The organism is Thioalkalivibrio sp. ALE9, assembly GCF_000377445.1.
Classification (GTDB): Bacteria; Pseudomonadota; Gammaproteobacteria; order Ectothiorhodospirales; family Ectothiorhodospiraceae; genus Thioalkalivibrio.
The window spans coordinates 271,951-290,282 of sequence record NZ_KB898122.1 but is presented as its reverse complement, the minus strand read 5'-3'; the positions used below and the strand labels follow the sequence as shown (position 1 = coordinate 290,282).

At 66.0% G+C, this 18,332-nt stretch carries 19 protein-coding genes and 1 tRNA gene; 18 read left to right on the top strand and 2 right to left on the bottom strand.

Annotated features, from left to right (window positions below):
* Nucleotides 1-144 precede the first annotated feature (144 nt).
* From D106_RS0101340 to D106_RS0101270, 15 genes are all read left to right on the top strand, one after another.
* Nucleotides 145-1,599: an ABC transporter substrate-binding protein gene (locus D106_RS0101340; RefSeq protein WP_018878960.1), complete on the top strand. Its 1,455-nt coding sequence runs from the start codon at nt 145-147 to the stop codon at nt 1,597-1,599.
* 3 nt (nt 1,600-1,602) lie between these two features.
* Nucleotides 1,603-2,451: a nitrate ABC transporter permease gene (gene ntrB, locus D106_RS0101335; protein WP_018878959.1), complete on the top strand. Its 849-nt coding sequence runs from the start codon at nt 1,603-1,605 to the stop codon at nt 2,449-2,451.
* A gap of 29 nt (nt 2,452-2,480) precedes the next feature.
* Nucleotides 2,481-3,392: an ABC transporter ATP-binding protein gene (locus tag D106_RS0101330; RefSeq protein WP_018867292.1), complete on the top strand. Its 912-nt coding sequence runs from the start codon at nt 2,481-2,483 to the stop codon at nt 3,390-3,392.
* A gap of 33 nt (nt 3,393-3,425) precedes the next feature.
* Nucleotides 3,426-3,872 (top strand): cyanase, encoded by a 447-nt coding sequence (gene cynS, locus D106_RS0101325; protein WP_018867291.1) that lies wholly within the window; start codon nt 3,426-3,428, stop codon nt 3,870-3,872.
* A 130-nt stretch (nt 3,873-4,002) separates the two neighbouring features.
* Nucleotides 4,003-6,468, top strand: a complete 2,466-nt coding sequence (locus D106_RS0101320) for an EAL domain-containing protein (protein ID WP_018878958.1) — start codon at nt 4,003-4,005, stop codon at nt 6,466-6,468.
* Between the two features lie 209 nt (nt 6,469-6,677).
* Nucleotides 6,678-7,967, top strand: coding sequence for an integrase arm-type DNA-binding domain-containing protein (locus D106_RS0101315; RefSeq protein ID WP_018878957.1), 1,290 nt, complete (start codon nt 6,678-6,680; stop codon nt 7,965-7,967).
* Nucleotides 7,964-8,476 carry a hypothetical protein gene (locus tag D106_RS0101310; RefSeq protein WP_155986294.1) on the top strand — a complete coding sequence of 171 codons (513 nt, stop codon included), beginning with the start codon at nt 7,964-7,966 and terminating at the stop codon, nt 8,474-8,476. Before D106_RS0101315 ends, D106_RS0101310 begins: the two co-directional genes overlap by 4 nt.
* Before the next feature lie 84 nt (nt 8,477-8,560).
* Entirely contained in the window at nt 8,561-8,758 is a 198-nt protein-coding gene (locus tag D106_RS14500) for an AlpA family transcriptional regulator (RefSeq protein WP_081620041.1), read from the top strand.
* On the top strand, nt 8,751-9,275 hold the full coding sequence (locus tag D106_RS15215) for a hypothetical protein (protein WP_018878955.1): 525 nt from the start codon (nt 8,751-8,753) through the stop codon (nt 9,273-9,275). The genes D106_RS14500 and D106_RS15215 overlap by 8 nt, the downstream gene beginning before the upstream one ends.
* Nucleotides 9,268-10,236 carry an AAA family ATPase gene (locus D106_RS0101295; RefSeq protein ID WP_018878954.1) on the top strand — a complete coding sequence of 323 codons (969 nt, stop codon included), beginning with the start codon at nt 9,268-9,270 and terminating at the stop codon, nt 10,234-10,236. The genes D106_RS15215 and D106_RS0101295 overlap by 8 nt, the downstream gene beginning before the upstream one ends.
* A gap of 182 nt (nt 10,237-10,418) precedes the next feature.
* Nucleotides 10,419-10,898 (top strand): hypothetical protein, encoded by a 480-nt coding sequence (locus D106_RS0101290; RefSeq protein ID WP_231372842.1) that lies wholly within the window; start codon nt 10,419-10,421, stop codon nt 10,896-10,898.
* Nucleotides 10,888-11,115, top strand: coding sequence for a hypothetical protein (locus D106_RS0101285; RefSeq protein WP_018878952.1), 228 nt, complete (start codon nt 10,888-10,890; stop codon nt 11,113-11,115). Before D106_RS0101290 ends, D106_RS0101285 begins: the two co-directional genes overlap by 11 nt.
* Before the next feature lie 201 nt (nt 11,116-11,316).
* Nucleotides 11,317-11,682 (top strand): hypothetical protein, encoded by a 366-nt coding sequence (locus D106_RS0101280; RefSeq protein WP_018878951.1) that lies wholly within the window; start codon nt 11,317-11,319, stop codon nt 11,680-11,682.
* Complete coding sequence (locus D106_RS0101275; protein ID WP_018878950.1) at nt 11,679-13,079, top strand: hypothetical protein; 1,401 nt, start codon at nt 11,679-11,681, stop codon at nt 13,077-13,079. Before D106_RS0101280 ends, D106_RS0101275 begins: the two co-directional genes overlap by 4 nt.
* Before the next feature lie 17 nt (nt 13,080-13,096).
* Complete coding sequence (locus D106_RS0101270) at nt 13,097-13,786, top strand: hypothetical protein (protein WP_018878949.1); 690 nt, start codon at nt 13,097-13,099, stop codon at nt 13,784-13,786.
* 121 nt (nt 13,787-13,907) lie between these two features.
* On the opposite strand, the gene D106_RS15155 is transcribed toward D106_RS0101270, so the two are convergent.
* Complete coding sequence (locus tag D106_RS15155; RefSeq protein WP_018878948.1) at nt 13,908-14,255, bottom strand: zinc ribbon domain-containing protein; 348 nt, start codon at nt 14,253-14,255, stop codon at nt 13,908-13,910.
* Between the two features lie 191 nt (nt 14,256-14,446).
* Nucleotides 14,447-14,522 (bottom strand) — tRNA-Ala (locus D106_RS0101255).
* A gap of 548 nt (nt 14,523-15,070) precedes the next feature.
* Here D106_RS0101255 and D106_RS0101250 point away from each other — a divergent pair.
* The 3 genes from D106_RS0101250 to phoR all read left to right on the top strand — a co-directional run bounded on the left by D106_RS0101250 (nt 15,071) and on the right by phoR (nt 18,031).
* Nucleotides 15,071-15,850 carry a 3',5'-cyclic-nucleotide phosphodiesterase gene (locus D106_RS0101250; protein WP_018878947.1) on the top strand — a complete coding sequence of 260 codons (780 nt, stop codon included), beginning with the start codon at nt 15,071-15,073 and terminating at the stop codon, nt 15,848-15,850.
* Between the two features lie 132 nt (nt 15,851-15,982).
* The gene (gene phoB, locus D106_RS0101245) at nt 15,983-16,672 is read left to right on the top strand and encodes a phosphate regulon transcriptional regulator PhoB (protein WP_018867288.1); all 690 of its coding nucleotides are present in this window, start codon (nt 15,983-15,985) and stop codon (nt 16,670-16,672) included.
* 15 nt (nt 16,673-16,687) lie between these two features.
* The gene (phoR, locus tag D106_RS0101240; RefSeq protein WP_018867287.1) at nt 16,688-18,031 is read left to right on the top strand and encodes a phosphate regulon sensor histidine kinase PhoR; all 1,344 of its coding nucleotides are present in this window, start codon (nt 16,688-16,690) and stop codon (nt 18,029-18,031) included.
* Nucleotides 18,032-18,332 lie beyond the last annotated feature (301 nt).

The window sequence follows — 18,332 nt, the reverse complement described above, 5'->3', positions numbered from 1 at the left end:
AAATGACGTCAAAGTGTCGGCCGGCCGTGGCCCTGTGGGGGCCCCGGTGCAACCGTTTCCACCCGTTGGCATGGCACCTGCAAAGACTCTCGACATGCGCGGCAAAGATGCCCGCATCGATTCGAGCCACGAGGAGAGCCGACCATGCCGACCAAGAGTCTTCACGATCCCTTTGACGCCAATGCCGACCTGCGCCATGGCTCCAGCTGCCGCCACGGCCATACCGGCCCCGGGAGCTGCAGTTGCTTCGACACCGCGTCCCCGGACCTGGAAGAAAAACTGGAGCACCGCGCCACCCATGACCCCGTGCAGGCCGACGCCCACCAGACCGGCGAGGACCTGAGCGACGAGGGCATGATCGACCGCGCCGTGGAAAGCGCCATCGTCCGCGGCATGTTCGGCCACAACGAGATCAACCGTCGCCGCTTCCTGCAGATGCTGGGCGGCGGCACCTTGGCCGCGGCTCTGGGTTCCATACTGCCGCTCGACAAGGTGAAGGCCGCGATCAAGGACGGCGGGCCGCTGGAGAAGACCAAGCTGCGCGTCGGCTTCGTGCCGATCACCTGCGCCACCCCCATCATCATGGCCCACCCGATGGGCTTCTACGAGCGCCACGGCCTCGACGTGGACGTGATCAAGACCGCCGGCTGGGCCGTCGCCCGCGACATGTCGCTGTCGGGTGAATACGACGCCTCGCACATGCTCTCGCCGATGCCGCTGTCCATGACCCTGGGCTCGGGCTCCTCGCGCGAGCACTACATCATGCCGGCGGTCGAGAACATCAACGGCCAGGCCATCACCCTGCACAACAAGCACCAGGACAAGCGTGACCCGAAGGACTGGAAGGGCTTCACCTTCGCCGTGCCCTTCGAGTACTCCATGCACAACTTCCTGCTGCGCTACCTGGTCGCCGAACACGGGCTGGACCCGGATCGCGATATCAGCATCCGCGTCGTCCCGCCGCCGGAGATGGTGGCCAACCTGCGCGCCGAGAACGTCGACGGCTACCTGGCCCCCGACCCGTTCAACCAGCGCGCGGTCTGGGACGGCATCGGCTTCATTCACATGCTGACCAAGGATATCTGGGACGGGCACCCGTGCTGCGCCTTCGCCTGCTCCGCGGCCTGGGCCGACGAGCATCCCAACACGTTCGGGGCCCTGTTCCGCTCGCTGATCGAGGCCACGCAGTACAGCTCGGACATCAACAACCGCGCCGAGATCGCCGAGGCCATCTCCCCGCGCGCCTACCTCAACCAGCCGCAGTCGGTGGTGGAGCAGGTGCTCACCGGTCGCTACGCCGACGGCCTGGGCAACGTGCAGAACGACCCGCACCGGATCGACTTCGACCCCTTCCCCTGGCACTCGATGGCAACCTGGATCCTCACGCAGATGAAGCGCTGGGGGTACGTGGATCGAGACTTCGACTACAACCGCCTGGCCGAAGACGTCTTCCTGGCCAGCGAATGTGCCGAGGTGATGACCGAGCTGGGCTACGAGGCCCCCAGCGACACGTACAAGAACTTCGAGATCATGGGCAAGGTGTTCGACTACACCGACCCGGAAGGCTATCTCGACAGCTTCGAAATCCGCAGGAGCTAAGCCATGTTGAGCAATCTCAACTTCCGGGCGACCGTCCTCTCGCTGGTAATGCTCGTGGTCTTCCTGGGTGTGTGGCAACTCGCCACCGCCCCGGAGGTCCTCGCGCCCCAGCAGGGCGAGCTGAGCGAATACGAACAACTGATGGGAGCTGGCACGGACCGCAGTTCCAGCAGCGGCATCCCCGCCCCGACACAGGTGTTCAGCCATGCATTCAGCGAACTGAGCAACCCGTTCTACGACGCGGGGCCGAACGACAAGGGCATCGGCATCCAGCTGGCCTACTCGATCTACCGCGTCCTGCTGGGCTTTGCGCTGGCCGCGCTGATCGCCATCCCGCTCGGCTTCGTGATCGGCATGTCGCCGCTGCTGAACAAGGCGTTCGATCCCTACATCCAGATCCTCAAGCCAATCTCGCCGCTGGCCTGGATGCCGCTCGCCCTGTTCGTGATCCGCGATTCGAACATCTCGGCGATCTTCGTGATCTTCATCTGTTCGATCTGGCCGATGCTGGTGAACACGGCCTACGGCGTCGCCTCGGTGCGCAATGACTGGCTGAACGTGGCCAAGACCCATGAGCTGTCCAAAGTGCGCACGGCATTCACCGTGATCCTGCCCGCCGCGGCCCCGACCATCCTGACCGGCATGCGCATCTCCATCGGCATTGCCTGGCTGGTCATCGTCGCCGCCGAGATGCTCGTGGGCGGTACCGGCATCGGCTACTACATCTGGAACGAGTGGAACAACCTCGATCTCGCCAGCGTGATCTTCGCGATCATCATGATCGGCATTGTCGGCTTCCTGCTGGATGCCTCCCTCGCCCAGGCCACCAAACTCGTGCGCTACGCCGACTGAGTCGGCGCAGCCCAACCAGGAGTACAACCATGAGCAAGGGATTCCTCGAAATCGAGAACCTGAGCCAGCGTTTCCCGCAACCCGATTCGAACGACCTCATGACGGTGTTCGAGGGGGTCGACCTGGACATCGAAAAGGGCGAATTCGTCTGCCTGATCGGTCACTCCGGCTGCGGCAAGTCCACCATCCTCAACGTGCTCGCCGGCCTGGCCACGCCCACCGACGGCAACGTGATCATGGACAACAAGGAGATCAAGGGCCCGAGCCTCGACCAGGGCGTGATCTTCCAGAACCACAGCCTGCTGCCCTGGCTGTCGGCCCGCGACAACGTGATGTTCGCGGTACGCGCCCGCTGGCCGCACTGGAGCAAGGCCAAGCGCCGCGAACACGCGGAGAAGTATCTGCACATGGTGGGCCTGGATCATGCGATGGACCGCAAGCCCGCTCAGCTCTCCGGGGGCATGCGCCAGCGCGTGGGGATTGCCCGCGCCTTTGCCATCGAACCCAAACTGCTGCTGATGGACGAGCCGTTCGGGGCCCTGGACGCCCTGACCCGCGGCGTCATCCAGGAAGAACTCCTGAAGATCTGGTCGGAGACCCACCAGACCGTGTTCATGATCACCCACGACGTGGACGAGGCGATCCTGCTGGCCGACCGCGTGCTGCTGATGACCAACGGTCCGCATGCCCAGGTCGCCGAGTCGGTCAAGATCGACATCCCGCGCCCGCGGAAACGGGCCACCCTGCATCAGGAGGAGGCCTACTACCCGATCCGCAACCACCTGGTGGACTTCCTGGTTGACGGCGCCAAGGCGATGTCCGCGAAGGCTCAGGAGGCGGCCGCCCGCGGCGAAAATCCGCGCCACCGTCCGCGCATCGTCAACCCGGCCCGGCCCGAGGCCGATCCCGAACCCGGCCCGCGCATGGTCCGCGCGGTCTGAACCCTTCCCTCTATCCCTTTCAAGGAGCACACGATGAGTCTCAGCAAGAGCGCCATGACCACCACCATCCTCGAGGCGAAAGAGAACCGCGGCACCACCTGGGCCGCGATCGCCGAGGCCACCGGGTTGCACGAGGTCTATGTGACCTCCGCCTGCTACGGCATGAATCACCTGGAGAGCGACCAGGCCGACAAACTGGCCACTTTCCTGGGGCTTGGCCCGGAGGTCGCCCAGGCCCTGCAGGTCTTCCCGCACAAGGACTGGGACAAGACCATCCCGACCGACCCGGTGCTCTACCGCTTCTACGAGGCCATCAACGTCTACGGCGACACCATGAAGGCCCTGATCCACGAGAAGTTCGGCGACGGCATCATGAGCGCGATCGACTTCACCATGGACATCGACAAGGTCGAGGACCCCAAGGGCGACCGTGTGAAGATCACCTGGAACGGCAAGTTCCTGCCCTACAAGAGCTGGTAGTCCACCCCTCCGGTCACGCGGCGGCGACCTTGCTTGCCGCGTGATCGCCCCTCATCCACAGGCCGGTCAAGTACGGCCCTCCAGCCGGGAGCGTGTACGGCAAGTCCCTTCTCATAGTAGGCTCTTGCCGATGCGCCTCCGGTCCCCCCTCTCCCGTCTGCTGACCCTGCTCTCCGCGCTGTACGGCGCCGCGCCGGCGATGGCCGGAGATCATGACGGTGCCGAGGTGTACACCATTGGTGTGCTGGCCTTCCTCGACGCCGGCCAGACCGCTGCCCAGTGGCAGCCCACCGCCGACTACCTGAGCGCGCAGATCGACTCGGCCGAATTCCGTATCCAGGCCCTGAACTACCCGGAGCTGAATCGGGCCGTCGCCGCGCGCGACATCGATTTCGTCCTGACCAACACCGGACATTACGTACGCCTGGAGGCCGGACAGGGCATTACCCGCCTGGCCACCCTGATCGCCGAGGAACAGGGCCAGCCTATCCGCCAGTTCGGCGGGACCATCCTGGTGCGTGACGACCGCGCGGATCTTCAGTCCCTGGACGACCTGAGAGGCCAGCGACTGCTCGCCGTGGACGCGGACTCGCTGGGCGGCTGGCTGGCGGGCCACGAGGCGCTGCGTAACGCGGGCGTGGAGCCACAGGACGATCTCGCCGCCCTTGAATTCACCGGCATGCCACACCACCGCGTGATCGAGGGGCTGCTCGCCGGAGACGCCGATGCCGGCATCGTGCGCACCGGCGTACTGGAGGGCCAGCTCCGGGCCGACACCCTCGCCCCGGGGGCACTGCGCGTCCTGGAACCCCGGGAGACCGCGGAGTTCCCGTTCGCCCACTCCACCCGCCTGTATCCGGAATGGCCCTTCTCGCGCCTGGAACACACGCCGGATCCGCTAGCGGAGGCGGTGAGCATCGCCCTGCTGAGCCTGCCGTCCGACCATCCCGCGGTGCGCGCCGGCGGCTACCACGGCTGGTCGGCGCCGTTGTCCTATGCCTCGGTTCACACCCTGCTGGAAGAACTCGGCCGTCCGCCCTACGACCGTCCGGTGGTGGTCGACCTGCGCGCCTACTGGGAGGCCCGACCCGAGGTCCTGCTGGGGTTCCTGGCGGGCCTGTTGCTGCTGAGCGGCCTCGCCGCGCTTTATTACCGGCGTCTCACCACCCGGCTGTCGCTGGAGGTCGAGCAGCGCCGGGCGGCCGAGGCCCGCCTGCGCACACACGAGGCCGAACTGGCCTACCAGGCCGGCCACGACCCGCTTACCGGCCTGCCCAACCGCACGCTGCTGCAGGAGTGCCTGCACGATGCCATGCAGCAGGCCCGTGACGCGAACGGATGCCTGGCCATCCTGTTCGTCGATCTCGACCGCTTCAAGACCGTCAACGACAGCCTGGGTCACCGGGTCGGCGATGACCTGCTGCAAATCCTCGGCGAGCGCCTGAAGACGCGTTTCGAGGCGCGCACCATCGCGCGCATCGGCGGCGACGAGTTCGTTGTGATCATCGAAGACGCGGCCGATCACCGGAAACTCGAGGCGCGCGCCCGCCAGTTGCTGGCGCTGATCGCGGAACCCTTCGCCGTCGGGGGCTGGAGCGACCTCCAGGTGGGCGCCAGCATCGGCATTGCCCTGTTTCCGGACAATGCCACCGAGGCCGGCGACCTGATCACCCAGGCCGATGCCGCGATGTACGAGGCCAAGGACGCCGGGCGCAACACCTTCTGCTTTTACCGCACCGCACTGACCGCTGCGGCCAGCCAGCGCCTGGAGATCGAGAACCGCCTGCGCCGCGCGCTGGTACAGGGCGAACTGGAGGTGTTCTACCAGCCCCAGCTGAAGACCGCCTCGGGCGCGATCACAGGTGTCGAGGCCCTGGTACGCTGGCGCGATCCGGAACGAGGTCTGATCGCACCGGATACCTTCATCCCGCTAGCCGAGGAGACCGGGCTGATCGTGGATGTCGGCGCGTTCGTCCTGCGCGAGGCCTGTCGTCAGGTCGTTGACTGGGACCGGGCCGGACTGCCGCCGCTGGAGATCTCGGTCAACCTGTCGGCCCGCCAGGTCGCCGCACCGGGCCTGCTTCACCAGGTCCGACAGGTCCTGCAGGAAACCGGTCTCCCGGCCCGACGCCTGACCCTCGAGCTGACCGAAAGCACGCTGATGGAACAGGCCGAGACGACCCGCGGCACCCTGCAACAGCTCAAGCAACTGGGCGTGGCACTGGCCATCGACGATTTCGGCACGGGCTATTCGTCGCTGGCCTACCTGAAGGAATTCGCCATCGACATCCTGAAGATCGACCAGACCTTTGTGCGCGACCTGCCCGAGGATCGCAGCGACGCCGAGCTGGCCGTCACCATCATCGGCATGGCGCACAACCTCGGGCTGGATGTTCTCGCCGAGGGGGTGGAAAACGCCGCGCAACTCGGCTTTCTCGCCACCCAGGGCTGCGATGCCTGGCAGGGCTACCTGTGCAGCCACCCCCTGCCGGCCGATGCCCTCGCCGCACTCGTGCGCCAGCACGAGCCCGAGCCCTTCGCCCGCCGGACCGCACCGCGCAGACGAACATTGCCCCGGCGCCACGCGGGCCCATAACCCGCCCAAAAAGAAAAAGGCCTGCACGAGGCAGGCCTTTTTCAGGTGTTTGGTGGAGCGGAGGACACCCGCCGCCCGGAAACGATTAGTAGCAATTCGGCGCTAAACGACTGCCCTGCCTGTTTTTTCCCCGTTACCCTTGTTTCATGGGGTCGCGGCTAGTAGCATCCAATTACACCCTTTTTGTTGGGTCGGTTGTGAGGTGCTGCATGCCAAAGAAAGCGAAGGAACTGACGGCCACCGAGGTGCGCCGCCTGGAGAACAAGCCGGGGCTTCACCCGGTGGGCGGAGTGTCGGGCCTGCTGCTACAGGTGACGAAGACCGGGGCCACGTCCTGGGTGCTGCGCTACTCCACGGGCGAGCGGCGCGTTTCGTCCACGGGCAAGGAATACGCGGTGCGGCACGATATGGGGCTTGGACCGTTCCCCGAGGTGACGCTTGCACAAGCACGTGACGCGGCGCGTGAGGCCAAGCAACAAATCCGAGAGGGCATCGACCCCGTGGCCGAACGGAAGGCCGCGAGAGACGCCGCACGGGCCGCGCAGGCCAAGCGCAAGACATTTGCGGACGTGGCCCGGGAATGCCACCAGGTGAAAGCGCAGGAGTTCCGAAACGAGAAACACCGGGCCGACTGGATACGGTCGCTGGAACACTACGCTTTCCCGTCCATCGGTTCCCTGCCGGTGGAGTCCATCGAAGTGCCCCACGTTAAGGCCGTGCTTGATCCGATCTGGACCGAGAAGAACGAAACGGCCAGCCGCCTGCGCCAGCGGATCGAGTCGGTGCTCAAGTACGCCAAGGTGTCCGGCTATCGCGACGGGGAGAACCCGGCCCGGTGGTCCGAGAACCTGGAGGAGATCATGCCCCGGATCTCCAAGAAACGGCGCATCCAGCATTACCCCGCCCTGCCGTGGGAGCAGGCCAGCGAGTTCATGCAGGTCCTGCGGGGGCGCAGCGGCGTGAGCGCGCGGGCGCTCGAGTTCCTGATTCTGACCGCGACCCGCTCCGGCGAGGTGCGCAAGGCGACATGGGATGAAATCGACCTGACCGCCGGGGTCTGGACGATCCCCGCCGAACGGATGAAAGCGGGCAAGGCCCACCGCGTGCCCCTGTCGGATGATGCCGTGGCCCTGCTGGAGTCCCTGCCCCGCAGCGCCAGCGGCCACGTGTTCACGGCCCCGCGCGGCGGCGAGCTTTCCGACATGAGTATCAGCGCCCTATGCAAGCGCATGGGCTACACCGAGCCCAGCACCGGGCGTGTGGTGGTGCCCCACGGGTTCCGGTCCACCTTCAAAGACTGGGCCCGGAACCGCACCGCGTACCCGGACGAAGTGTCCGAGCTGGCCCTTGCCCACGTGAACAGCGACGCCACCCGAGCGGCCTACGCCCGCGACGAACTGTTGCCGCAGCGCACGCGGATGATGGCGGACTGGGCGCGGTTCCTGAACGAACCCACCACCACGGGCGACGTGGTGCCGATGCGGGAGGCGCAGGCGTGACCCGGGACGAATGGCAACAAATGGTCGAAGGCTTTGAGTTTGCGGCAGCCCAGCGGAAGCACAAGAAAAACGTAGCCGCCCGCTCACCCTTGCCGGAAGCCCCGGAGCAATGGATCGCGGACCACAGAGATTATGCCGAGAAGCTACCGGAGCATCTGCCGCAGAGGCCCGTAATGCTTCGCCATGCCGAGATCGCGGCGGCGCGCCTGGCCGAGGGCGATATTGATGAAGCGAAGTTCTACATGCTTCAGCTAGCCGAGAACTGGAACAACGCGGAGCATGACCGCTGGGTTGACGGCGTCGAAAGGCAATATGCCCATGCCGCAGAGAAGCGCAACCAGGAGCTGAAGCCGATTCGTGAAGCGCAGTGGGAACGCTGGCGGCAGGAGGCCAAACGGATCGCTCAAGAAATCCCTAAGTTTGCAGGCAACAGGTCCGAGCTGGCGCGCCGGGTCAAGCGGAACCTGAACCTGGCCGAATCGGAGGACACGATCCGCAAACGCTTGTAGAAAGTTGGCAAGCATCCAAGGCTTGCCAGGTTCCGCCTTGGAATCCTGCACCCGTCGCTACTGCAAACGACGGAGTGCAGACAAATGAACCAAACAAAACCGACCCACCTTTCCGATAAGCAACTCGCTGCCCGGCTCGGCGTTCACCCTAAAACGCCGTGGCGCTGGGCGCGTGAAGGCACTTTCCCGAAACCGATAAAGCTGACCCCCGGCGTGACGCGCTGGCGCGTGGCCGACATTGAGAAATGGGAAGCAGAGCGCGGAGGGGGTGCCGATGCTTAATACACATGGAAACGCCCCGGCCGCTGGGACGGCGCGGGGCGCGGGGGAAGGGCGCGGCGAAGCACCCGACAGGGAGTATAGCACCGAGCCGCCGGCCGAACGTCTGCTGGCACGCCTGGAGAAGGTGAAGCGCACCGGCGCCGGCCGGTGGCTGGCCTGTTGCCCGGCACATGGAGACCGCAGCCCGAGCCTGTCCATTCGCGAGACCGATGACGGCACTGTCCTGGTCCATTGCTTCGCCGGCTGCGGCGCTGCCGAGGTCATGCAGGCGGTAGGGCTCGAGCTGCGCGACCTGTTCCCGCCGAAAGCCCCCGACGCGCGCAGTCCGCTGCGGCCAGGGCAACGCTGGGTGCCACGCGATGCGCTCGAGGCCGTGGCGCATGAAGCCCTGCTGGTCGTGGTCGTGGCGGACGATGTACACCAGGGGCGCACCCCCACCGAACAGGATATGCATCGTCTCGCACAGGCCGCAGGCCGGATTCGGGCGGCGGCCCGGGAGGTGGGCGCCAATGTCTGATCGTGGACTGGCCTACCTGGACGAACGCGCGGCCGAACTCGAATCGGGTCCCAAACTGCACCCGGTGGCATTGGGCGACTTCCTGGCAATGCCATTCCCTCCGCGCGAGAACCTGCTGTCTCCCTGGCTGCCCCGGCAAGGGCTGGCGATGCTGTTTGCGCCGCGTGGAGTCGGCAAGACCTTTGTCGCGCTGCACGTCGCCTACGCCGTCGCCAGCGGTGGAAGTCTGTTCGGTCGCTGGCATGCGACGGCACCGGCCACTGTGGTGTACCTGGACGGCGAAATGCCAGCCGCAGCAATGCAGGAGCGCCTTGCCGGGATCGTGGCCGCCAGCGATGCGGAGGCAACCGCTGATGCATTCCACCTGCTGACACCCGACCTGCACCGAGACGGCATGCCGAATCTGGCAAGCCAGGAAGGCCAGGCTGCGGTGGACGCCGCCCTGCCCGATGACACCAGCCTGATCGTAGTGGACAACCTCAGCACCCTTGCCCATGGCGGCAAGGAGAACGAGGCGGAATCCTGGCTGCCGGTTCAGACCTGGGCACTACGACACCGCGCCGCCGGCCGGTCTGTGCTGTTCATCCACCATGCGGGCAAAGGCGGTGCGCAGAGAGGCACCAGCCGCCGCGAGGACGTGCTGGATACGGTAATCAATCTGCGCCGGCCTGCCGAGTACTCGCCCGACCAGGGGGCCGCGTTCGAGGTTCACTTCGAGAAAGCGCGCGGCATCCATGGCGAGGACGTGGAGCCGTTCGAGGCCCGCCTGGAACAGCGAGGCGACCGCCTGGAATGGAGCTGCCGCACGGTCGAAGACTCCACCCGCGAGCGCATCCAGGATCTGCACGAGACCGGGCTCAGGCCGGTGGACATCGCCAGCGAGCTGGATATCAACCGCTCCACCGTCTCCCGACACCTGAAAGCCCTGGGGCTGACCCCGAACAAAGGGGGTGCGAAATGAGCCGGGGCAGCGTTCGTTGCACGGTTGCACACCCCGGGGGCGCAACAATGCAACGAGAGACCCCCGAAGACGCAACAAGCCATGCAACGAGTCCGCAACGGGGTTGCCTGAAAGGCGCAGCACAGCGCGTTTTGAGCCGCAACAACGAGCGCAACGAGTCCGCAACGAAGGGGGCGCAACGCGTGCAACGAGAGGGGGTTTCTGGAGGCCGCTTCGTTGCACGGGTCGGAGCGCTGAACCAGGCCGCCGAAGCTGCCGACCTGGCCCCCGACACCCTGGCGAACCTGCTGAGTGACGAGGACCGCGAAGCGCTGGATTCCGGAGCGATGATCCCGGACGAGCTCACAGCGTTCGCGCGGTCCGTCGCCAGGCGCTGGCGGGAGGGCCGCATCATGGAAGACGAAGCCGAGCTTGCGGCTGCTGAGCGCATCCGTCGCGACCCGCTGAACGGTCTCCCCCTGCTGCGCGAAGACCGGATGTTCATCGAACGGTGCGTGGTCGGGCGGGCGGATCGCCACGACCTGCTGGCGGGGTATCGTCGCGAGTGGCTGGCGGCTGCTGATGCGGAGCCGTCCGAGATCCGGCGGGACAACGCGGCGCGACGGGCGGCGAATGCCTGGCTTCGGAAGGGCACCGGGAAAGGAGGGCGCCATGGGCGTTGAGGCGAAGCTGGAACGCGTCTGCGCGGATCTGCGGGTTCTACGCCCGGATCTGCTGGAGGCCTTGCTGTCGCCAGATGACCGCCAGGACCTGGAAGCCGGCCTGATGACCCTGGAAGAGCTGCGCGCCTATGCGTGGTCGGTGGATCGGCGCTGGCTGAAGGGGGCGATCCTGCACGACGAGATCGAGGCGATGGCAAAAGCAGGCGTGGATGTCTGAGGCTGTTCCCCTGGAGATTGTCCGCACTTAAATCAGGGCCTTTCCGACCCCCGGGAGGGCCTTGAATCCCTCGCACCGCCGCCAATGGTCGAAAAAATCGAGTTCGATTCCCAATTGCTCCGCCCCGCTCCATTGCTGTGATGCGCCTGAGCCATAGAATGGAAGCCGTACCCAACAAACTAGCCCACCAAAAGGCGCGCGATGAACACAAAACAGGCAGAGATACCCGCGCGGTATTCATCCGACTGGATCGAATCGCTGGACGGGCGCACCCGGCTGGCACAGGCCGCCCGCGCTCGCCTGGACGCATTGCAGGCCGATCTAGGCGGTTCGGATGCCCTGAGCTATCAGCGCCGCAGCCTTGCCAAGCGGATCGTTTGGCTTGAGGTGCAAATCGAGCAACGGGAGGCGGCGCTTGCCCGTGGCGAGGAAATCGACGAAGCGCGGCACACGAACAACGTGAACACGCTGGTGGGCCTGCTGAAATCGGTGGGGCTGGACCGCAAGGCAAAGGACGTGCCCGACCTGGCGACGTACCTGCAACAGCGCAGCGAGGCCGCGCAGTGACCGTCACTATCCGCGAGGCCATGACCGATCCCGCCCTGTTCGGCGACCAGTTCGGCGGAGATAGCTGGGAAGCCTGGAGGGCGCTGCTGGCGGCCTTCTACGGGCTGCCCCTGACCGATGCCGAGGCCGAACACTGGAACGCCCTGACAGGCCGCGAGAGCGCGCCACAGACGCCCCATGACGAACTCTGGCTAGTGGTGGGCCGCCGTGGCGGAAAATCGCAGGCAGCGGCGCTGCTGGCGGTGTTCGAGGCGGCGTTCCGGGACTATCGCGACCGGCTGGCACCGGGCGAAGTCGCGACCATCATGGTCCTGGCTGCCGACCGGAAACAGGCGCGCAGCGTGTTTCGCTACATAAGCGGCCTGTTCGAGTCCAATCCGATGCTTGCCCGCATGGTGGTGCGTGAAGATCGCGAGGCCATCGAACTGAACAACCGGACGGCTATCGAGGTGCATACGGCGAGCTTCCGGGCGGTGCGTGGCTACTCGGTGGCGTGTTGCATCTCGGACGAAATCGCCTTTTGGCGCAGCGAGGACAGCGCGAACCCCGATCACGAGATCATCGCCGCCATCCGGCCCGCAATGGCGACGCTGGACGGCAAGCTGGTTGCCCTGTCGAGCCCTTACGCCCGCCGGGGCGCGTTGTGGGATGCCTACCGCCGCAACTACGGCGCTGACTCGCCGGTGCTGGTGGCACAGGCCGCCAGCCGGACGATGAACCCGACCTTGCCTGAGCGGGTGGTGTCCGACGCCATGGAGCGCGATCCGGAAGCCGCCCGCGCGGAATACGGCGCGGAGTTCCGCAGTGACCTGGAAGCGTTCCTGACCCGCGAGACCGTGGAGGCCGTGACCCGCAGCGAGCCGCTGGTGCTGCCGCCGATGCGCAACACCCGTTACTTCGCGTTCGTGGACCCCGCTGGTGGTGGGCAGGATGAATATTGCCTCGCCATCGGCCACATGGACGGGGAACGCACGGTGATGGACGCGATCCACGCCCGCCGTGGTGTTCCGGCCGAGATCACCAAGGAGTACGCGGGCATTCTGCGCGACTACGGAATCAAACACGCCCTGTCAGACCGCTATGCCGGTTCCTGGCCATCCGATGAATTCGCCAAGCACGGCATCACCCTGGAGCCATCACCGCGCAACAAGTCCGAGCTCTATGTGGACGCCCTGCCGAGCCTGCACAGCGGCGCGGTGGAGCTGCCGCCCGATGACCGCCTGGCCAGCCAACTGACCGCCCTGGTGCGGCGTACAAGCCGCGCAGGACGCGACACGGTGGACCACCCGCCCGGTGGCCACGATGACCGCGCCAACGCCGCCGCTGGCGTTCTGGCATCCATCCGCTTTGAGCCGGCTGAATTCGTGATCGCGACCGGCATTCCCTCCGCCATGTAAACCGAGAGAGGTATACGATGAAGTACAGCGAACCCCTGCAAGCAATGACCGACCGCCTGGCCGAAGTGCCGGACGACACGCACCACGATTCGCACCGCTGGATCGCCGGGCGGCTGAAAGTACTGTCCGCCGCCACCGAGCAACTGGAAGTCATGTCCCAGCGCAACGACCCCACCGAGACCGAAGCCCGGCACGCGGAGCGGCTGGCCGAGGCCGGGCGCAAACTGGCGAGCCGCGTGGAGAGCGTGACCGCCGACATCGAGCGCGAGGTACGGGAGGCGACCCGCCGCCTGTCCGCGCAGGCCGAGGAAACCGCCGGGCTCCGGGAATCCCCGTATGCCAGCGAGATCCGCCAGGCGGTGCGGGAGATGCCCGCGAAGTCGCGACACGGGGTGCTGAACAAGGCCCTGGAGGACGGAGACGGCGCGACCGTGGCCGCCCTGACCGCCGCACCGACCGTGGTCACGGGTCTGGATGCCGAGGCGCGGGACCGCTTCCGGCACCAGTTCCTCGCGAAGCACGCCCCGCAGGAGACGCAGGCCCTGGAAACGCTGATGGGGCACTACAGCACCGCCGCCATTGCCGCCAACCAGGCCAAGGGCGCCGCCAACGCAGCGCAGAACCCGGCTTTCGTTTCCGAGATCGAGAAGGCCAAGGCGCAAGCCGACGAAGCCCGCCAGGCGTTCGAGACTGTCGTTCAGAGCTAGGCCCGCGCCTCTCGGGCCGGTTGCGGCGCCGGTGGCCACAAGCCCGCACCCCGCTTCGGCGGGGTTTTTTGTGCGTGGGCATGAGAGGTCCGACCGCAGGGGCCGGACTCTAAGGGTTCCTTTAGTCTTCTTTCAGCTTGTAACCGCAGTGCTTACACACCTTAGCTTCAGCCTTGATGTCCTCTGCGCACGCAGGACAGCGGATCTCTTCGCGTTTCGCCTTAGACTCCGAGGGTGGAGCCGCTGCGGTTCTAGATTTGCGCGTGGTTCCCAAGACGCCCTGCAAACTGCCGCATTTGGAGCACTGAGCCTGCGAAGCGTTGTTCATGCCTATAAGCACCCACACGATCAGCCAGACACCGAAGGTGACGATGCTCAGGAGCAAGTGGAGGACGTGAGACGTCGAGGGTTGAAAATGAACGGTATCCTGCCGGCAAACCTTGCAGTATTTGACGAACTGATTGCTCATGATGCCCTCCCGTGCTTAGCCGTAGTTCCAGTCATAGCAGATTCCACAGCCATAGACGTTAGCGGCAATTCGCCACAAGCATAGTTTGCCGAAGACCGCCCCGCAGCCGTTCTACCCTGTTTTTCCGTTGTTGGGTAGGTGATGGGGCACAAGAAAAAGGCACCCGCAGGTGCCTGCTTCTAAAGGGATATTGGTGGAGCGGAGGAGGATCGAACTCCCGACCTTCGCATTGCGAACGCGACGCTCTCCCAGCTGAGCTACCGCCCCAAACAGGACGCGCATTCTAGCAACTCCACCGGGTGGCGGGAAGACCCGTCGGTGCAACTTTCGTTTGCGCATATCGCCCGCGAAATCGCCTTTTCGAGCGACACGTCACGGAAGCCGGGGCTGGACTGGGTCTAGCATTGAGGCATGTCCGTCAGCCACCTCCAGCACCCAGGGAAACACGGATCCATGTACACGCTCGCGTCGGCACCCCAGGTTTTCCGAGACAAGGCGCGGTGCGCAGCCGGTAGAGGTTCTACCGGCCCGTTTTTGATGGATGCGGGCCGCAACGCAGGATCGGGGAACCTGGGGTGCCACCCCCGAAGGGGCTCGGCCGCCCGTAGTGACCAAAAACGGGCGCGCGCACGGCGTTGCGGCTCCCTTGTGCAGAATGACTGCACCGCAGTCACCGCGCCTTGTTCGCACGCAAAAGCGACTCGAGCGCGAGCGTGTACATGGATCCGTGTTTCCCTAGGGGCGTCCGGCCTCGGCTCGCGCTCCCCCAATCCAGCCGCGGGACGGCCCGCCGCCGGCTGGATATACTACCCCGCATGAGCTTGACCGTTCGCATCCTGGGCGCCAGTGGCGGGATCGGCCCGGGCCGGCGCACCACGTCGATCCTTATCGATGACGATGTCCTGATCGATGCCGGCAGCGGCGTCGGGGACCTGAGCCTGGACGAACTCCGCCGCATTCGCCACGTTTTCCTGACCCACTCGCATCTGGACCACATCGCCTTCCTCCCGATGCTGGCCGACATGGTCTACGGCCCGGATGCCGCACCCATTCATGTGCATGGACTGCCCGCCACGCTGAAGGCCCTGTGCGACCACGTGTTCAACTGGGTGATCTGGCCGGACTTCACCCGACTGCCCCGGCCCGACCAGCCCCTGATCCGGCTGGAGACCGTGCAGCCGGGGCAAACCGTCGCGGTGGAACAGCGCGAGATTTGCGTGCTGCCGGCGCGTCACACCGTTCCCGCGGTTGGCTACAGCGTCACCAATCACGACGGCGCGGCCTTCGCCTTCAGCGGCGACACCACCTCCTCGCATCAGCTATGGCCGGCGCTCAACGCCCTGCCCAACCTCGACCTGCTGATGATCGAGACCGGTCTCCCGGACGAGATGGAGGGCATGGCCGACCTGGCCAAGCACTACACCCCGCAGCATCTGGGCGAGGATCTGGCCATGCTGGAACACCGCCCGCGTATCGCCATCACCCACCTCAAGCCCGGCCATGAGCAGGCGATCCGCCAGCAACTGGCCCGCTCCCCTCACCACGACGGCATGATCTTCCTGCACGGCGACGAGCGCTTCGTACTCGGCACCTGAAAGCGTGGCCGCCAGCGCGCAGGCCAACGGGCCTCCAAACCTGCACCTTCGGGACCATTCACGATCCGCAGGTTCACATGTCTGTAACATGGCTGTTATCTAATGCCGACCAGGCAATCACGAGACGGGGCCATGGCCACTCGAATCCTGCTGGTGGAGGATGACACCGCCATTCGCGAAATGCTGCAGCTGCCGTTCCAGAAGGCGGGCTACGAGGTACGCGAGGCCGGCGACGTGCGCAGCGCCAAGTCCCTGCTGCTGGAGGACCCGCCGGACCTGATCCTGCTGGACTGGATGCTGCCCGACATCAGCGGCATCGACTGGGCACGCACCCTGAAGGCAAGCCCGGTCACCAAGGACATCCCGCTGATCATGCTGACCGCGCGCGGCGAAGAGGAAGACCGCGTGCGCGGCCTGGATGTCGGCGCCGACGACTACGTGACCAAGCCGTTCTCGCCGCGCGAGCTGGTCGCGCGCATGAAGGCGGTGCTGCGACGCACCTCGCCCACTACCAGCGAGGAACCGGTCGAGATCGAGGGCCTGCGCCTGGATCCGGTCTCGCACCGCATCACCGGCAATGGCGAACCCATCAGCATGGGCCCCACGGAATACAACCTTCTGCACTTCTTCATGACCCACCAGGACCGCGTGTTCAGCCGCGAACAGCTTCTGGACAAGGTCTGGGGCACCAACGTGTACGTCGAGGAACGCACGGTAGACGTACACATCCGCCGCCTGCGCAAGGCGCTGGCCGACACCGGCCATGATCACCTGGTGCAGACCGTGCGCGGTTCGGGGTACCGTTTCTCGCAACACCCCTGACCTTCGGCGGTCCCCGTGCAGCCCCGCAAGACCTGGCCCGACATCCTCATTACCAGCCTGCTGATCGCGCTGCCGATCCTGGCGCTTGGCTGGGCAACCGGCCAGTTCTGGCCCACGGTGGCCTTCCTGCTGGGCGCGGCCCTGGCCTGGAATATCGCCAACCTGCTGTGGCTGGAGACCTGGCTGCGCCGTGGCGGGCGCGCCGAGCCCCCCGATGTGCGTGGGCTCTGGGGCGTGATCTTCGATCAGCTCTACCGCCGCCGCAAACGCCACGAGAATCGGGTGCATCGGCTGCGCCAGCTCCTGGAACGCTACCGCGACTCGGCCCGCGCGATGCCCGACGCGGTCGTGGTGCTCAACGACGACCTGCGCATCGAGTGGATCAACGACATGGCCTGCCAGCTGCTCGGGCTCGAGTGGCCGCGTGACGAGGGCCAGCGCATCACCCACCTGCTGCGCCACCCGGAATTCCTCACCTTTATGGAACGCGCCCGCGAGTCGCTGGCGCGGGTCACCGTACCGTCGCCGCTGGATGACGAGCGCCAGCTGGAGATGCGCATGCTCCCCTACGGCGATGCGCAGTACCTCCTGCTGGCGCGCGACACCACTCACCTGCACCGGCTGGAGGTAATGCGCCGCGACTTCATCGCGAATGTCTCGCACGAGCTGCGCACGCCGCTGACCGTGCTCTACGGCGTTACCGAGACACTGGAAGACGCGCTGGAGGACCAGCCCGAACTGACCCGCTCGGTGCAGATGCTGCGCGAACAGTCGGAACGCATGAAGCTGCTGGTGGACGACCTGCTACTGCTCTCGCGCCTGGAAACCGGCGAAACCACCGGCCCGCAGGACTGGTTCAACCCGCTACCGATGCTGCAGAAACTGACCGAGGAGGCGCGGCTGCTGTCGGGCACGGAGGCCCATCGGATCGTCCTTGACGCCGACCCCACGCTGGAATTTCGGGGGAATTCGGACGAGCTGCGTTCCGCCTGCGCGAACCTGATGTTCAATGCGGTCAAGTACACCCCCGGCGGGACCACAATCACCCTGAAATGGCGAGCCGATCCTGACGGTGCGCGCCTGATCGTCGACGACACCGGCCCCGGCATTGCCAGCCATCACCTCGGTCGGCTGACCGAACGCTTCTACCGGGTCGACGCCGGACGCACTCAGTCCCGCGGCGGCACCGGACTGGGGCTTGCCATCGTCAAGCACGTCCTTGCCCGCCACGACGGCCACCTCGCGATCGAGAGCCAGGTCGGCCAGGGCAGCCGCTTCACCTGCCTGTTCCCCCTGAGCCGCATTCGCCACGCCGAAGCCGCCGACCGATCCAGCCAGGAAGACCCGGCGGGGGCCTGAAGAGCATCCACAAGGTTCCCGGTCCCGGGCCATCCGGACCGATTGCCGCGTCGCTGCGCTCCTCGCAATGACCGATACAGCGACCCGTCATTGCGTGCGCAGCGAAGCAATCTGCCGGGCATAGCCCGGGTCTGGCCGAACCCCTGTCCCGGATCGCTGCGCAGCCGCGCCGTCCGCCACATGTCACACCGCTGTCATGTGGCCGTCACGCAACTGCAAGCAAGCCTCCCGATAATCCCGCATCAAGGACCGACCGATCGGCTCCGAACAAACCTCAAAGCAAGCACCAGGGAGTACACCC

What these genes read in the sequence shown, in the direction of transcription:
- D106_RS0101320 (WP_018878958.1), top strand. Translation starts at nt 4,003, where the DNA reads ATGCGCCTCCGGTCCCCCCTCTCCCGTCTGCTGACCCTGCTCTCCGCG.
- D106_RS0101330 (WP_018867292.1), top strand. Translation starts at nt 2,481, where the DNA reads ATGAGCAAGGGATTCCTCGAAATCGAGAACCTGAGCCAGCGTTTCCCG.
- D106_RS15155 (WP_018878948.1), bottom strand. Translation starts at nt 14,255, where the DNA reads ATGAGCAATCAGTTCGTCAAATACTGCAAGGTTTGCCGGCAGGATACC.
- D106_RS14500 (WP_081620041.1), top strand. Translation starts at nt 8,561, where the DNA reads ATGAACCAAACAAAACCGACCCACCTTTCCGATAAGCAACTCGCTGCC.
- ntrB (WP_018878959.1), top strand. Translation starts at nt 1,603, where the DNA reads ATGTTGAGCAATCTCAACTTCCGGGCGACCGTCCTCTCGCTGGTAATG.
- D106_RS0101315 (WP_018878957.1), top strand. Translation starts at nt 6,678, where the DNA reads ATGCCAAAGAAAGCGAAGGAACTGACGGCCACCGAGGTGCGCCGCCTG.
- D106_RS0101250 (WP_018878947.1), top strand. Translation starts at nt 15,071, where the DNA reads ATGAGCTTGACCGTTCGCATCCTGGGCGCCAGTGGCGGGATCGGCCCG.
- D106_RS0101285 (WP_018878952.1), top strand. Translation starts at nt 10,888, where the DNA reads ATGGGCGTTGAGGCGAAGCTGGAACGCGTCTGCGCGGATCTGCGGGTT.
- D106_RS0101280 (WP_018878951.1), top strand. Translation starts at nt 11,317, where the DNA reads ATGAACACAAAACAGGCAGAGATACCCGCGCGGTATTCATCCGACTGG.
- D106_RS0101340 (WP_018878960.1), top strand. Translation starts at nt 145, where the DNA reads ATGCCGACCAAGAGTCTTCACGATCCCTTTGACGCCAATGCCGACCTG.
- D106_RS15215 (WP_018878955.1), top strand. Translation starts at nt 8,751, where the DNA reads ATGCTTAATACACATGGAAACGCCCCGGCCGCTGGGACGGCGCGGGGC.
- D106_RS0101270 (WP_018878949.1), top strand. Translation starts at nt 13,097, where the DNA reads ATGAAGTACAGCGAACCCCTGCAAGCAATGACCGACCGCCTGGCCGAA.
- D106_RS0101295 (WP_018878954.1), top strand. Translation starts at nt 9,268, where the DNA reads ATGTCTGATCGTGGACTGGCCTACCTGGACGAACGCGCGGCCGAACTC.
- phoB (WP_018867288.1), top strand. Translation starts at nt 15,983, where the DNA reads ATGGCCACTCGAATCCTGCTGGTGGAGGATGACACCGCCATTCGCGAA.
- cynS (WP_018867291.1), top strand. Translation starts at nt 3,426, where the DNA reads ATGAGTCTCAGCAAGAGCGCCATGACCACCACCATCCTCGAGGCGAAA.